Genomic DNA, 15905 nt, shown 5'->3' with positions numbered 1-15905 from the left:
ATCAGCGATTTTTCTGTACTTTTGTGGAAACAATACAATTAGAATGCAATCTTATTTAGAATTCAAATTTACCATTACGCCACTTCAGCCTTGGAGCGAGATTTTAATGGCAGAACTTATACATATTGGTTTTGATAGCTTTACAGAGGAAACTAACGGTATTTTAGCCTACATTCCGAAGAACGATTTAAACGAAGACGCGATAAAGTCACTCTATATTTTTGAGCAAGAAGGCGTAGAGATAGATTATACCTATACCGAAATGCCTAACATCAATTGGAACGAAGAGTGGGAAAAGAACTTTTCGCCTATCAATGTAGAAGATAAAGTTTACATTAGAGCAGAGTTTCACGAACCTCAATCGTTGGATTATGAAATTATCATACAGCCTAAAATGTCTTTTGGTACGGGGCATCACGCCACTACTTATTTGATGATTCAGCAAATGTTGGAGATGGATTTTCAAGGTAAAAAAGTCTTGGATATGGGCTGTGGGACTTCGGTATTGGCAATCTTTGCTAAACTGAAAGGAGCAGGAGATACTTTAGCCATAGATATAGACCCTTGGTCGGTAGAAAATTCTAAAGAAAATGCAGAACGAAACCAAGTCAGTTTAAGGATAGAAGAAGGTACTGCCGAGAATTTAGGACAGGAAAAATTTGACATTATATTGGCAAACATCAATAGAAATATCCTTATTTCCGATATTCCAATCTATGTTTCGGTATTAGAAAAAGGCGGTCAGTTGTTATTATCAGGCTTATGCTTTTTTGATGTAGAAGACATTATGGAAGTTTGCACGGCACAGAACCTTAAACTCAACAAAAAAGTACAAAGAGAAGAGTGGGTAAGTCTACTTTTAGAAAAACTATAACTCAAAAATCAAATTTATAATGGCTAAAAAAGATAAAAAATCAGCAATCAGCGTGGGCGTTTTAGGTAGCGGAAGTTTTGCTACAGCCATAGTAAAGATGCTTCAAGAGAACTCAAAAATGGTACATTGGTGCGTTCGTAATGAGTTTGTAAAGGGAGCCATAGAACTTAGAAAACACAATCCTACTTACTTGCAATCGGTGATGTTTAATACGCGTCATCTTAGTATTACTACCGATGTTAATCAGCTTGTGTCCGCTTGTGAGGTTATTATTTTGGCGACGCCGTCTATCTATTTGTCGGACAGTTTAGAGAAAATGACTTGCGATTATTCCAACAAGTTGTTTGTATCTGCTATAAAAGGGATTGTCCCTAAGCACAACGATATAGTAGCACACTACCTTAGAGACCAATTTCAGATAGGATTTAGAAATCAGGCCGTAATTGCAGGACCTTGCCACGCGGAGGAAGTCGCTATGGAACGCCTTTCGTACCTTACCGTCGCTACCGTAGAAGAAGAAAATGCTCAAAAACTGAAAGATTTATTCTCGTCTAGTTATATTAAAGTGAGTACCAGTAGCGATATACTAGGCAACGAGTACAGTGCAATACTAAAGAACATTTACGCTATAGGGGCAGGTATGGCAAGCGGTTTGGGCTACGGCGATAATTTCCAAGCGGTGTATGTATCCAACGCCATTCGTGAGATGGAAATCTTCCTAGAAGCCATTTACGAAGCACCAAGAGATGTTAACGAAAGTGCCTATCTAGGGGACTTATTGGTAACGGCGTACTCGCTGTTTTCCAGAAACAGGTCTTTAGGAAATTTAGTGGGCAAAGGCTACACGGTAAAATCGGCGATACAATCTATGAATATGGTGGCAGAAGGCTACTACGCTGCGGCATCTATCTACAATACCGCCAAAGAAAAGGGGCTTAAACTGCCTATCATCAGCACGGTATATAATGTTCTCTACGAAGGCAAAAATGTAGAAAAACAGTTCAAAAAGCTCACTGCCAAACTAAACTAATAGGGCGTAACCCCTTTCCATCAGCCGAAAATCCCACCGCTAGGGGTCGGGCTTTCGGCTTTATCTTTATCTTTTGCCCTTAGCGAAGACTTTGGCAGTCAAAAGATAAAGGATATCGCCTCTATCCCTTACGCATAGCAGAGCGTTAAGATTTAGAAGTAGCAAAGTATCATATTGAAAAACGGGAATAGATGTTTCAACCAGCGAGAATAGAAAATACAGATATTATTTGGGAAATGCTTCAGCAGGGCATTAGAAGAAGAAAAGAAGACGGCAGTAACCAGTGGCAAGATGGTTACCCTAATAGAAATGTAGTAGAACAAGACATTTGTGATGGGGTGGGCTATGTTTGGGTTCAAGGTGATGAGGTCTTGGGCTATGCCGCTCTAATGCTCAATAACGAACCAGCCTATGATAATATAGAAGGCGAGTGGTTATCCAATGGAGATTATATAGTGGTGCATCGTGTGGTAGTACACGATAGGTGCTTAGGCAAAGGGATTGCTAAGCAGATGTTCTTGTGGGTAGAAGGTTGGGCGAAACAACAAAATATTTACAGTATAAAAGTAGATACCAATTACGATAACCAACCTATGCTCCACATTTTACAGCATTTAGGCTATCAGTATTGCGGGGAGGTTTATTTTAGAGGTAGCTCTAGGAAAGCCTTTGAGAAAATTCTTAAATAAACAAAGGTGGCAATAAGCCACCTTTGTTATGAGTTAGTAAAGGTTTAGAGGTTATCTAAAACTTCCTTTAAATCAACATAGCCGCCACCATTATAGACATTGGTAAGCCCAAGGGATTTAAAATATTCTACGGCTTTGCCACTTCTGTTACCACTTCTACAAAACAAGATTACATTGCCGTCTAGGCTGGTAACTTCCTCTTTTCTGTCTTCTAATTCTCCTAGTGGAATGTTTTTAGCGGCTTTTATGTTTCCGTCCATTTCTAGCTCCATCGGCTCTCTTACATCTATAAGGTGGTAATTTCCTGATTTTAATACTTCTTCAATCATAATACGGTTAAATTATAAGGTTTCGAGGCGTAAAGATAGAAGAGATTAGCACAATACCCAAATTTTAGGCATTAAATTTATACTTTTGCACCTGTGAACAAAAAAGCCCACTATACCCAGCTGATAAAAAATAAAGCCAAAGCTTTTGGCTTTCAGTCTTGTGGTATTTCGCAGGCTGCATTTTTGGAGGAGGAAGCGCCTCGGCTAGAAGCGTGGCTAAAAAAGGGCTATCACGGTAAGATGTCTTATATGGAAAACCATTTTGACAAGCGTTTAGACCCAAGGCTACTGGTGGAAGGCTCTCGCTCCGTTATTTCGTTGTCGTATAATTACTTTCCGCAAGAGGAGTTGCCCACCATAGATAACTTTAAAATATCAAAGTATGCGTATGGTAGAGATTACCACGAGGTTATTAAAGATATTTTGAGGGATATGGTTGCAGAACTTCAGGAAGAGATAGGAGCTTTTGGCTTTAGAGTGTTTGTGGACTCTGCACCTGTGCTGGAACGGGCGTGGGCAAAAAAATCTGGAATTGGCTGGGTGGGGAAGAATGCCAACTTAATTTCTAAGAAAAGCGGGTCTTTCTTCTTTCTAGCCGAAATTATTTGCGATTTGGAGCTAGAGCCAGACGCTCCTACAACCGACCATTGCGGGCGTTGTACGCGTTGCATAGATGCCTGTCCTACCAATGCTATCGTTAATGAAAAAATTATAGATGGCAGCCGTTGCATTTCGTATGCCACTATAGAACTTAAGGAGGAAATTCCTGTGGCGTTTAGGTCTAATATGCAAGACTGGATGTTTGGGTGTGATATTTGCCAAGAGGTTTGCCCGTGGAACCGCTTTTCTAAACCTCACAACCAGCCTTTGTTTAACCCAAATCCTGCCCTTAAAAACTTTACTAAAAAGGAATGGAGAGAGCTCACCCAAGAGTTGTTTTCCGAAATATTTAGAAAATCGCCTGTTAAAAGGACTAAGTTTGCAGGGTTACAGCGGAATATCTCTTTCTTAGACCAAGAGCTACCAGACTAAAGACTGGCCACCGAGAGGGTTTTGTTATGGATTATTTGAAGAAAATTGACCGTATCGTAGAAATTTTGTCTGCCAACAATAGGAATGTTGAAGTGGAGCGGATTCAGGATTTAAGGCAGGCTGCTTTTACTGTTACAGAGCTATTGTTATCTGTGGGATACGAATTAAGTAGAATGGTGAAAACCCCCGTTATAAAAAATATGATAGGAAACGAGGTTGAGGATTTAATACAGTATTGTAAAAGAATAAACTTACTGATAGATGAGGCGTAAGGTCAGTTGGTTGTTAGAGCAGCATCGGTCTTGCGTGAAAATTCCATCGGGCAGGAAATTTTACGCGAGGCCGACGGAAAAATCACGCGAGGCCGACGGAAATTTTACGGGAGGCTGATGGAAATTTTACGGGAGGCTGATGGAAAAAATTTTGCCCCTCGATGGAATGAAATGGGCTTCGGGGTGGCGAGTTTTGTTGGGCTTTGGGCATTGTGGTAACGGTAGGGTATGGAGGTGTGGAAAGTAGGTTTCGGTGGAATGATTGGAGCGGGGAGTGCGTAAGGGATAGGAGCGGCTACCCCGCAGCCACAGAGGGTAGGCACCGTGCGAGGGCTGTGGCGAGGAGTAATAGCGGATAGCCCGACCCGAGCGGCGGGTTTAAGCGTTGGCGAGGGGGACGCCCTGTAATTTTTTTTGGGAAATGTGCAAGTTTTTGGAGAGAGAGGTGCCTGTGAATAAAATAAAAAGCTATCTTCGTGGTCTATAATTCTGATGAAAAATGAAAAAGCTATTGTTCTTCCTACTAAAGGCACTGGGTGTTGTGGTAGGCTTTGTGGCGGTGTATGTATTGCTAGCGCTGCTATTGCCGCTGATACCTGTTTCGGAGGAGCGGGTGAGTGAGGCGAAGACCATTCCTATTTACATCTATACCAATGGCGTCCATACCGATTTGGTGATGCCTACCCAGACGCCACTCGTTAATTGGAGCGAGGTGGTGCCTTACAAAAATACGCGTTCGCAAAACGAAAACTTACCCTATCTAGCAGTAGGCTGGGGAGATAAAGGCTTCTACCTAGATACGCCAGAATGGGCAGACTTAAAGTTTTCTACGGCGTTTAATGCGGCATTTGGGCTGGGCGAGTCGGCAATGCACTGTACTTACTACGCTAAAATGAAAGAAGGCGAAGATTGCAAGAAAATAATGCTTACAGAAACGCAATATGCTAACCTTGTTCGCTTTGTAAAGGAAAGTTTCGATACCGATGAAAGCGGCAAGACGATACTCATAGAAACCGATGCGGTGTATGGCGCTAACGACGCCTTCTACGAGGCTAAAGGCAGTTATAGTTTTATGCATACCTGCAACACTTGGGCAAATAATGGTCTAAAGGCGGCGGGGCAAAAGGCAGCACTGTGGACACCTACAGATTTCGGTATTTTCAGGCACTACCGATAGCCTCTAAAGGGTTAAAAATAACTTCGGATTAACAGGAGTACCGTTCTTGTGGACTTCGTAATGCAAGTGCGGTCCTGTGGAGCGTCCTGTATTTCCTGATTTGGCAATGGTTTCTCCTGCTTTTATCTTATCGTTAGCCTTTACCAAGACTTGCGAGAGGTGTCCGTAGAGAGTGGCTAGTCCGTTGCCGTGAGAGATAATCACGCATTTGCCGTAGCCACTTTTCTCTCCTGCAAAAAGGATAGTTCCCGCAGCGGCACTTTTGATGTCTTTACCAATGCCTACCGCAATGTCTATCCCTTTATGAAATTGCATTTGCTCTGGCTCTTTTGGGGTGGTGCTGGTTTTGGTAGCGGTAGAGTCTGTATTCGCTTTAGCAGAAGGCTTTACAGAAGCCAAAGCGGTTTGGGGTGAGATAGGATTTTTTCTTTTCCCAAAATGAGATGATATATAGCCCTCCGTAGGTATGCCCAGTGGTACAGTCTGGAGTTTCTCTTGTAAATCTACCAAGTATTGGCTGTATCTGTTAGCCGTTTTGGCGAGGTAAACACTATTGTTGAGGCTGTCTTGAGCGAGGTTTTCTAGGTTAGAATTAACCACTTGCTTAGAAGCTAAGAAACGATGCAAATCCTTTACAGTCTTGTGTATAAGTCCTAAATCTTGCTTCATTTTGGAGTAGTCTACACTATCCTTTTGGGTGTTGATTTTAACGAGATTAACTTCGTAGGCTTTGTCGTCTTTTTCGGAATAGAGTTTAACTATAAAAAGCGACTGGAGTAGCACTACTAAAAATAGCCCTCCTAATATATATTTATTATTGATATTTTTCATTAGCGAATTTAGTACAGTTTAACGAGTTTTAGCCTTAATAATTGTGTTCTTATGGGTTAAAAAGTGATAAACTTTTGTCTACTCATTGCAGCCTTCAGTAATACAATCCCACTGCATAGTACCAGAGCCGAAGTCTTTATAAAGCTCCAAACATTGTTTGGTAGTGTTCCATATCAGCATACCTTCTTTGGGGTCTGCTATTTGGTCCCTTTCGTCGGTAGTGAGCCTTGTGATGACGAAAGGTTTGTTATGAGATACCAATTTTATAAAGCCTCCTTTGGAGCTATTTGTAATTTGGTCGTTATTACTAAGGGTAGAGATAACAACTTTGGTAGGTAGAGCCTCTTTGGAGGTGTTGGCAGGCTTGTGGCATTTGCTTTTAGGAGTACTGATGGCTGCTGTAGGGGTAAGCGTAAAACCACCTAATACCGTAGCATCAGGCTCATTAGAAGTGTAGGGTTGGTAATTGGTCAGAGCGAAGATGATGCTGTTCTTAGGTTTTATTTTGATGATACCCGCAGGGACCTCTCTATCTCGTACAGAAACGGTACCTATACTTCTGTTGGGCAAGGTGAGTTGGTATTGCCCAGTATTCGGGACATCATCGGCCAAAAGCGTATAAGTCTTTCCAAAATCGTTGGAGATAGAGATGCTTACCTTATCGTATTGAGCCCTCATACTTTCGTCCATTTCCCAAGTCAGTGGAATCGTTTCTCCTCCGTTATAGCTCGGTTGTAGGGTGGAGGTAATGCGAAATGGTTTATAGCTCGGGTTGGCCATAACCGTAATGTTTTTAACATCATACATTGTGATATGAGGGGTGTTAGGGTTTGCCTTTTGGTCGGCTACGGCAACCCAAAAATCTGCAATAGCTCCCGATGAAGAGGAGGGTAAGCCAAACAAGTAAAATCCATCGACATATTCGTCTTTAAATTCTACCACAGAGTTTGGACTCATTTTTCGGGATACAAAAAGAGCTTGTCTTCGAGGGCGTAGCCGTGAAGGGTTGAAGTCAGACTGGTGGGCTAGGTAGAAGAGGCGGTCGCCATCTTGGTCGGAGGCTTCAATATCAAACTCAAAACAAGTGTTGAGGGGTATGGTATAGGTAGATTCAAAATTATTGAGGATTACGGGAGCGGTATTGTTGAGGACTTCGCCGTAAGGGATATTGGAGAGTAGGGTAGTTTCGCCAACCACAGTGGTTCTTTCTCTATCTGTATAATAAGGCGTTTGGGTAAGTCGTTTCTTAATTTGATAGACACTAGGGAGCGAAAAGAAATCTCTCGGATTACCATAACTCATAATAGAGGTTCCCCTCAATGGTTCCGTTTGTATCGACCCAGAGCCAGAGTTGGGTTCAGTAAAGGTATGGTCTGCACCAAAGAGGTGTCCTATCTCGTGGGCGATGGAGGCTAAGAGAGGTCTAGCGGTTGCTCTTGCTTTCTCATAATTGATATAAGCACCTCCCAGTCTTGCCAATCCATTATAGTTAATGTTGGCAACTACAAGTCCTATATCGTAATTTTCTGTTCCAATGAGTTGATTTATAACGCTTGTAGAGCTGCTAATTAGAGTAGAGGCATTATAAACATTATCATTAGGATATTGACTTATGTTGATAAGCCTATCGTCTGCAATTACCTCAAACTTAACGCCAACATCTCTAAGGTAGAGTTCATTTAGGTACGCTTCCACTCGGCTCCAAAAGGTGTAGACTTTATCGTTACTACTATCAAATATTTGACTTTTGAAAATCGTGGGCGCAATGGCAAGAGCCAGTCTGTAAGTTCTTAGTACATTGTCTTTGAAGAGCAAAGTTTCGTCAGAGCTGATGTTTTGTAGGGTTCTGTTTTCTAGGTTGTTTAGGTCTCTTCTTTTGCGAGAAGGTTCCTTTTTTTCTGCTTCCACAGGGCAGTAGTGTTCATCATTGTGTTCTCCTACATTACTACATTCTACATTAGTCCCTTGTATAGAAGCCACTACGGTCAGTTGGTTGTTTATATTGTAACCCAAGTAGACACTAATATCTTTTTGGGAGGGAGTGGAGGAGCTTTTTTTCCAAATTAAAGTTTCCTTGGACTGGGCACAGTCATTTAGGAGCTTAATTGTAGCGGAGTCTTTTGTCTGTGCTATTACATTGTATAAACCGAGAAATAAAAAGTTGAGCAGTAAAAAAATAGTGGATTTATTCATCATTGTTTCAACAAAAGGGGGACAAAGGTACAAATTTTCGTTTCCAATTAAAAATAGAGAATATCTGAAAACTTTTGATAATTTGGTTGTGCTGTCAAAGGTAGTAATATTGGTGATTGTATACTAGGTTTATCTTACGGTATCAAGTCTTTTCACTGCGTCGGTCTCGCGTAAAATTTCCTGCCCGATGGAAATTTTACGCGAGGCCGACGGAAAAATCACGCGAGGCTGATGGAAAAAATTTTGCTCCTCGATGGAATGAAATGGGCTTCGGGGAGGGTGTTTTTTGTTTTGGGGGGTGTGCGTGGTGGTTGCAAAGTAGTGGTGGAGCGTGGGGCTTGGCACTGTGGCTAGGGGGTGGGGTGCGTAAGGGATAGGAGCGGCTACCCCACAGCCACAGAGGGTAGGCACCGTGCGTGGGCTGTGGCGAGGAGTAATAGCGGATAGCCCGACCCGAGCAGCGGGCTTAAGCACTGGCGAGGGATACGCCCCTGTAAATAAGATGGTGGAGCTAGCTTCTCTTTAGAACTTCTTGTATCCCCTTTAGTCCGTCCGAAAACTCGGCAAGTAATGCGGCTATTTGTGCCATTCTATCGTTCTCGCCTAGTCCTTTGAGACGCTTGTTCTTCTGGAAGGTTTCTTGTATGTGGTGCCATCTGGTGGCTTCGGTTTCGGTAAGGAGTGCCATCATTTCTTTTAGTTTGAGTAGGTTGGCTTCTGCACCTGTGGTGAGGGTTTGGGATTCGTTTTGGTAGTGTTCTAGGATAAGTGCCTGTACTTCTGCCTCGGAGAGTATGGGCTGTACTTTGGTAACTAGCTTGCTCATATCTCGGTAGGAGCCTTGTAGCTTAAATGCGGGCTCTGTTCTGTAATCGTCTTCCATAGCGGCGGATTGTATGTACTGGGAATTGACTTGCAGTACGACCTGCCTTATTTGTATGATTTTCTCCAAAACGGCTCTAAAGTCGGCTATCTCTTGTGCCGTAAAGTTGCCTTCTATGGTAGGGTCTGGCGTTTGGTTTTGTATGGCGTCGTAGAGCTGATATAGGTTTTGGTAGGCGGGTTGGGTAAGCCTAGTGAGGTAAGGGTTGGAGGTAATGGCGTTTTCGATAAGGCTAAGCTCAAATAGGTCTGTTTGTGTGCCTGATATGTCGCCTAGGTTATAGATGTCGGCACGGTTGGCCAGCATATCTGGGATTTGGAACTTGTCGCCGCTTTCCGTATATGGGTTGCCCGCCATTACTAGGCAGAACCTTTTGGAGCGCATATCGTAGGTTTTAGAAACGCCGTTGTAGATGCCTTCTATTTTTCGTTGCCCATCTGCTAAGGAAATGAATTTTTGTAAAAACTCGGGGTTGCAGTGTTGTATGTCGTCTAGGTACAGCATTACATTATCTGCCATTTCTAGGGCGAGGTTGAGCTTTTCTAGTTCCTGTCTAGCTCCTGCATTTTTGGCTTCGCTAGGGTCGGTAGAGGTAATTTCGTGCCCGATGGCAGGTCCGTTGATTTTCATAAACACCAAGCCCATTCGGTCTGCCACATACTCCATCAGCGTAGTTTTACCGTAGCCTGGAGGCGATACCAAGAGCAGCATTCCCATTCGGTCGGTTCTCTTTTGTTCTCCCAAAGCTCCTATTTGCTTTGCGAGGTTGGCTCCAATGAGGTTGAAGTACACCTCGTTAATGAGTTTGTTTCTCACGAAAGAGCTAAGCACCGAGGTCTTGAACGAGCTGAGCTTTAGTTCCTTTTTCTTCTTCTCTATCCATTCTTTCTTTAGCTTTTGTAGCTCGGTGAACTTAGGAATGATGTTCTGGTGGTAGTAGCTTAGCCTTTGGCTGAAGTCGTGGAAGTCTAAAATATATTCTGTATTGGTATCCAAAGACTTTAGCCCTGCAATGGCTTCGGTGTGGCTTACTGTGGAGATTTGGTTCTCGTGGAAGTTTTGGGTAATGATAAATGCAGAAGCCTCCTCTATAACCATTTGGCTTGCTTCTGTATGCTCGGCAAGGAGGAAGGTTTTTAGGGCATTTTCTACAATATCATAACACGCCGAAGGGTAGTGGTGCAAATCTTCTATTTGCTGACTGAACACGAGGTCTTTGCCTTTTTCTTTTAATCCGTTAACGAATTTCTGATAGAGTTCTGCTGCTTCTTTTGAGATTACAAAGCGGTTTCGGTCCTCTTTCTTGAGGTACACGGCAGCGTTATAGGCAGAGGTGTGGCAGAAGCCTTGGAAGTCTTTATTAAAATCGTCTATCTTTTGGGATAGGGTAGCGTTGAGGTAGGTAAACTGCTTAGAGTTGGCAAAGGTGTCCGATAGTAGGTGTACTGCCGAAAACTGTTTCTCGTAAAATACCTTTTCTTCTGGGGCAAGGAAGAACCAAAATAGCTGTGCCAAAGCCCTCTCGGACGGGTTGTATCTAAGGAGTCCTAAGTGGTTGTTGAGCTGTTGTAGTTTGGTGAGAATCAGTAGGGCATCTTCATCGTGTACGCCTTTTACTAAGCCTTCTCCAAAGTGATTTTTGAGGAATTGCTCTATGAGCAGTCGGTTGGTTTCTTCGGACGAAATAGCGGGGTTTTTAAGGAAGATTTCCCAAGCGAGGTATTCCATCTTTTTCACCTCTGTATTTTCCGAAACAAATTCTTGATGCCATACCTCTTGATAATCTTGTATCGCCTCAAAAGCCAATGGTTCGTAGAAGCTCGTCCCAGTAATATGGTAGTAGTAGGCTCCTTGTCTTAGCACTAAGCTAAGGTCTAGCTTCTGCTGATTAACCGCAAACTGGTACTTGCCGAAGTTAATGGTATTCTCGCCATCGGTATAGATTTCCTTTTTGTCTTTAAGTTTGCGTATAGCGTCTTGTTGAGCTGTTTTTAGGTGGGTTTGTAGTTCTTCGGCTTTGTTGCTATCCTGTAAATCGTTAAGCTGGGCAACGAGTTCTCTTAGTTTGTCCACCATCAAATCGGAAGCGAAATAGCCGTTGATTTCCACTTCTGTATCAAAAGATTCGGCTTTGCTGATGATGCTCTTCAAGATTCGCTCTCCAGACTGAAATAGGTTTTGTGTTCTTCTGTTTTGAGCCTCGGTAAGCTGCACCATTTTGTTCTGAAAATGGGTGTAAACTTCCTCTCTCTTATCGGCGATTATCTGTATAAACTCCTCGAAGTCTATGAATTTGGTCTCTAGTTCTTCTAGTTGTATGGAGAGTTTGGTAAGGTATTCGTCTGCCTTATCTGGGGTGTTTGCCAACTCTAGGAAGTTGATGGAGGCTTGGTCAAACAATGTAATTTGAGCTTTGAAATCTGCGGAAAGCTCTGTTCCAGAAATTTCTCTTTTCTTGTTGTTAAGTTCTATTCTCTGCTGGTTGATTTGCGAGAAAATCACCGAAATTTTTTCTATGATTTGGGTAGAATGGGAGGCATCGTCTATCTTTAAATTGTTAACGATGTTTACCAATAGTTCTAGCTGTAGTGCGAGTTCGTCTAGGCTTTGCTCTATATTCTTAGCCTCCACCGATTTGGATAACTGCTGCGTTTCGCTAATAAGTGCATTTATCTTGTCCTCGTAAACCACCAAAGCATCGTCTTGTAACAAAAACTGAACGCATTGTGCTGCGAGTTCGTCAGCCCTTTCATTAAGCTGTTGCTCCCACGCTTCTATTTTGGGCAGGTCGGAATATTGTAGTTCTTTGGCACTTATCATTTCGCCCCTTAAGGTTCTTATTTCCGACAGGGTTTCTATAAACTGGTGCAAAGCGGTATAGTTTACCAGCGAGGTCTGCGAAAGCAGTTGCTTAAACTTTTCTTCTAAAGTATCTAATGCGGCTTGTGTGTTTTTTCGGATTTCTACCACCTTTTCATACTCGTTAATGGCGGCGTGAGCTATCTTTCGGATTTCTGATATAGGCTCCGATAGATGCTTTACACTTTCTTTATCCAAAAAATAGTAGTTGTCTAGAATGGAAGTGGCTCTTTTTACAATATCGGTATATAGCCCTGCGTAAGAGTCTTTTTTGTTGAGTAGCACTATAAGCTCTTGGCAGTCTGCCATAGCCTTTACGAGGTCTTTGTTGCCAATCTTAAAAAGCTCGTTTTCTCTAAGAGTTTCACTAATGACAAGTTCTTTGGTAAAAGGCGTTTGCCATAGCTGTACTAGATGGTTTTTGCTTTCCTCGGTATTTTTAAGGTAGGCTAGGATACCGTTGTCAAAAAGGCTGAAACCATTACAATAGATAGGCGTATCTATGGTCTGATTGATGATGTTATAAGGGATAAGAGCGTAATCATTAGAAGTTTCGTCATAAAAAGCGAAGAGGAAGTTTTCTCCGTTGCTGGCAGTTATCTTTCTGTCAAAGAAAATATTTTTCTCTTCGGTTTCTATCACCTTTATTTCGCCTGTTTGGAGGGCAAATCCGTTGGAGTAAATAACGCCTTGGTTCTCGGGAAGAAGTATAGCCGAATGTTTGAGGCTATCTACACGCTTTACCTTTTTCTCTTTATGGTTGTATATAAAGTAGCGTTCGTCTTCTTGGTAAGGTTTTATTTTGAATAATACGAGGTTGTCATAATCAAAAAAGTGTACTTCGGCATCGTCTAGCGTTTGGTCTTTATGAGCTACGGGTTCGCTGTAAATTCCTTTGCCTGTTTGGGTATTATCTTCCACTTTAATGGTAATATCTCCGCCTATGGCTTCCACAAAAACCTTGTCTGCCAGAGAAATGTGCGGGTGCCTACCTGTACGGTGCATATCTCTAGTGGCTTTAACCCACTGGAACTCGTGCTGTGGAGGATACTTTACCTCCGAAGCACTTCTAGAATCTATAAAGTGCAGTTCGTTGTCTTTTATTAACCATTTAAAAGCCTTAATATCCGAAGCATTTGCAGAGAGCTGAAATACGAAGTAAAGATAATTTTGGGTATAATAGAACCTAACGAATTGGGTGTTTCTATAATATTTGTAAAGATTTTTGAACTCTTGTACAAAATTGGCATCATCTAGAAAAGTGATGGGTTGTGGCTCAAAACGATTTTCTTGAAAGGCATAAAGGGCAAATACATCAGTAACTTCCACTTCTGTTTTCAGACCTAAGTGGGTATTATAACCTACGATGCACAGATGGTTAACGGCAAATAGGTCTTTTATCTTACACGATTGTTCCGTAGAAATTCGTTCGTTGGCAATCAGTGAGAAGTCTATTCCTCCAAATACTTTCTTTCGGTCTTCATTAAGGGCAGCGAGTTTATGAGAAAGATGGTTTTTCTGTTCGTTAAGTCGGTTCTGAATAATCTCGTAAGTACCTGATTGTAGATTGTCCTTTGACATTTTATGAGCTACGATTTATGGTTGATAATAATGTTAGAATCTGAAATAAAGGGATAAAAGTCCGCCCACATTTTAAGTGAGCGGAGTTTTATTTTCTATCTGATAGGTTTATCTTGGATGCCTAAGTGTTTGGCTACATCTAAAGCTCTGGTGAGAAGACCTTGCTCTTGTGGTTCTGCAACCCCTTTGAGCTTGAAGATGAGAGAAGCAATGCTTAGGTTTTTAATATCTTCTGAAGAAATTTTATACTTTTCTACCATCTGCATTACCTTTCCTATCAGATTGTTTTCGTTATCAGAATCTAGTAGAGATTCTTTTAAAATCTGTGCATTTTCGCTGTGTTGGATAAGTTTATCTATTCCTTTACCAGCCGAAATTTGTCTTACAACATTATCAAAGAAAGAGTGGTCGCCTCCTACAATGTCTATTTTCGCTGTTTTAAAGGCTTCTCCTAGCACCTGTGCTTGAGCTTGGGCTATCTCTTTCTGAATGTTTATTTCAGCTAATTCTACCTCTTTCTCCTTAGCTAATTTCAATCTGAACTCTTCGTGTTCTTTTCCAGCATCGTTGAGTTTTTTCATAGCTTCGGCTTTTTCGGTGATACCTGCGGCTTCGGCTAGTGCTTTTTCTTTAATTACATCAGCTTCGGCTAGACCTTCTATCTTCTTAGCCTGAGCTTTTTTCTCTATGATGTTGGCATCTACAATACCTTGTCTTTCTGATGCTTCAGCTTTTGCGTGCATCACTTGAGCTTCTGATAATCCTATGGTAGCTTCCTCTTTTGCAAGGGCATCTGCAATTATTTTTCTTGCTTCGGCTTCTTTTTCGGCGGCATCTCTTTTGGCTTGTGCTTCAATTACATATTTTTGAGCATCTTTTTCGGCAGCGAGTTTTCTTGCTTCTGCTGCTTTTGTTTCTGCGATGAGTCTTTCTTCTGCTTCTCTTGCAGCTATAATGAGTTGTACTTGTTTGTCTCTTTCTGCAGATTTAAGTGCTTCTACATCGTAGATGTTTTGTTGTTCTTCTACTACTGTTTTTTCTTTGGCTAGTCTTTCTCGGATAACATCTTGAATGTTTTTCTTCTCTAGTTCTACTGCCTTATCTTTTTCTATGTCAGCTAAAGCTACAATTCTTTCTCTTTCTGTAGCTTCTAGCATTTTATCCTTCTGTACTCTTTCGGTTTCTACCAAGTCGGCTCTTTCCTTGTTTTTAGCAGCGATTACCACTTGTCTTTGTTTGTTTTCTTCTGCAATTTGTAGCGCTTCTTCTGTTGCAATTCGTACAGATTCGTATTTTAATCTTTCCTCTTCAGCTACTTTCAGGATTTCTGCGTTTTCTCTCGCCTTGATGTTTTCAACCTCCCTTTTTTGTGTTTCTTCTTTTTCGGCTAATTGTTTTTCTAATTCTAAGATAGCCTCTCTAGCTTCTACATCTTGTTTTTTTATGGTTTTTTCTTCTTCTCTTCTTACAAGGTTAGCCTTTATATTCTGAGAAGCCGTGAGTTCTGTAATTTTTTTAATACCTTCGGAATCTAAGATGTTATCTTTGTTAAGATATTCAATTTTGGTTTGTTCTAAATAGTCTATGGCACAGTCGTCTAGTACATAGCCATTAAGGTCGGTTCCGATGATGTTTAATATTTCTTGTCTAAACTCACTTCTGGCTTCGTAAAGTTCGATGAAATCAAATTTTTTACCAACAGTTTTTAGAGCTTCCGAAAATTTTGCTTCAAAAAGTTCTCTAAGGGTAGATATATCGGAGGCTCTTTGGCAACCAATGGTTTGTCCTACATTGATGATGTCATCTACAGATTTATTTACTCTTACAAAGAAGGCTACTTGAATATCAGCACGCATATTATCCTTGCAAATCAATCCATCTTTTCCTTCTCTAGCAATTTCTAATTTTTTAACAGAAATATCCATTTGCTCTAATCTGTGGATAATTGGGATTACCACTCCTGCATTAAAGAACACTTTGGCACCTCCGTATCCTGTTCTGAGTAATACTACGCCCTGTACTGTTTTTTTGTACATGGATAAAATCCAAAAGATAAGCCCTAAAGTTGCAATAGCAATTACAGCAACGCTAATGTAGAATGTTGTCATATTAGTTTAATTTATTTTTTAATGATAGTTTGTTTTTCATGATTTTG

General features: G+C 41.4%; 11 protein-coding genes. 6 read left to right on the top strand and 5 right to left on the bottom strand.

Translation table 11 applies throughout. The features are described from left to right. Positions 1-43 precede the first annotated feature (43 nt). From prmA to D1003_RS05415, 3 genes are all read left to right on the top strand, one after another. A complete protein-coding gene (gene prmA / locus D1003_RS05425; protein ID WP_153936042.1) occupies positions 44-874 on the top strand; it encodes a 50S ribosomal protein L11 methyltransferase in 831 nt (276 codons plus the stop codon). A 19-nt stretch (positions 875-893) separates the two neighbouring features. Then, positions 894-1904 carry an NAD(P)H-dependent glycerol-3-phosphate dehydrogenase gene (locus D1003_RS05420; protein WP_052910215.1) on the top strand — a complete coding sequence of 337 codons (1011 nt, stop codon included), beginning with the start codon at positions 894-896 and terminating at the stop codon, positions 1902-1904. A gap of 191 nt (positions 1905-2095) precedes the next feature. Then, the gene (locus D1003_RS05415) at positions 2096-2593 is read left to right on the top strand and encodes a GNAT family N-acetyltransferase (RefSeq protein ID WP_153936041.1); all 498 of its coding nucleotides are present in this window, start codon (positions 2096-2098) and stop codon (positions 2591-2593) included. Between the two features lie 44 nt (positions 2594-2637). Here the strand turns inward: D1003_RS05415 and D1003_RS05410 are convergent, their stop codons facing one another. Further along, entirely contained in the window at positions 2638-2922 is a 285-nt protein-coding gene (locus D1003_RS05410; protein WP_153936040.1) for a rhodanese-like domain-containing protein, read from the bottom strand. 93 nt (positions 2923-3015) lie between these two features. Between D1003_RS05410 and queG the strand changes: the two genes are divergently transcribed. From queG to D1003_RS05395, 3 genes are all read left to right on the top strand, one after another. Beyond that, positions 3016-3954, top strand: coding sequence for a tRNA epoxyqueuosine(34) reductase QueG (queG, locus tag D1003_RS05405; RefSeq protein WP_014937359.1), 939 nt, complete (start codon positions 3016-3018; stop codon positions 3952-3954). Between the two features lie 26 nt (positions 3955-3980). Further along, on the top strand, positions 3981-4226 hold the full coding sequence (locus D1003_RS05400) for a hypothetical protein (RefSeq protein ID WP_153936039.1): 246 nt from the start codon (positions 3981-3983) through the stop codon (positions 4224-4226). Positions 4227-4725: 499 nt separating this feature from the next. Further along, the gene (locus D1003_RS05395; RefSeq protein WP_153936038.1) at positions 4726-5403 is read left to right on the top strand and encodes a TIGR02117 family protein; all 678 of its coding nucleotides are present in this window, start codon (positions 4726-4728) and stop codon (positions 5401-5403) included. Between the two features lie 3 nt (positions 5404-5406). Here D1003_RS05395 and D1003_RS05390 read toward each other — a convergent pair whose 3' ends face one another. The 4 genes from D1003_RS05390 to D1003_RS05375 form a co-directional block, all read right to left on the bottom strand. Beyond that, positions 5407-6234 (bottom strand): M23 family metallopeptidase, encoded by an 828-nt coding sequence (locus D1003_RS05390; protein ID WP_153936037.1) that lies wholly within the window; start codon positions 6232-6234, stop codon positions 5407-5409. Between the two features lie 78 nt (positions 6235-6312). Then, a complete protein-coding gene (locus D1003_RS05385) occupies positions 6313-8430 on the bottom strand; it encodes a reprolysin-like metallopeptidase (RefSeq protein WP_153936036.1) in 2118 nt (705 codons plus the stop codon). Positions 8431-8938: 508 nt separating this feature from the next. Continuing rightward, positions 8939-13750, bottom strand: coding sequence for a DNA repair ATPase (locus D1003_RS05380; RefSeq protein ID WP_153936035.1), 4812 nt, complete (start codon positions 13748-13750; stop codon positions 8939-8941). A gap of 95 nt (positions 13751-13845) precedes the next feature. Then, positions 13846-15858 (bottom strand): flotillin family protein, encoded by a 2013-nt coding sequence (locus tag D1003_RS05375; protein WP_153936034.1) that lies wholly within the window; start codon positions 15856-15858, stop codon positions 13846-13848. Positions 15859-15905 lie beyond the last annotated feature (47 nt).

Source organism: Riemerella anatipestifer (genome assembly GCF_009663465.1).
GTDB classification, from domain to species: domain Bacteria; phylum Bacteroidota; class Bacteroidia; order Flavobacteriales; family Weeksellaceae; genus Riemerella; species Riemerella anatipestifer_C.
Note: the sequence above shows the minus strand (reverse complement) of the source record. Positions and strands in the feature narration are given on the sequence as shown.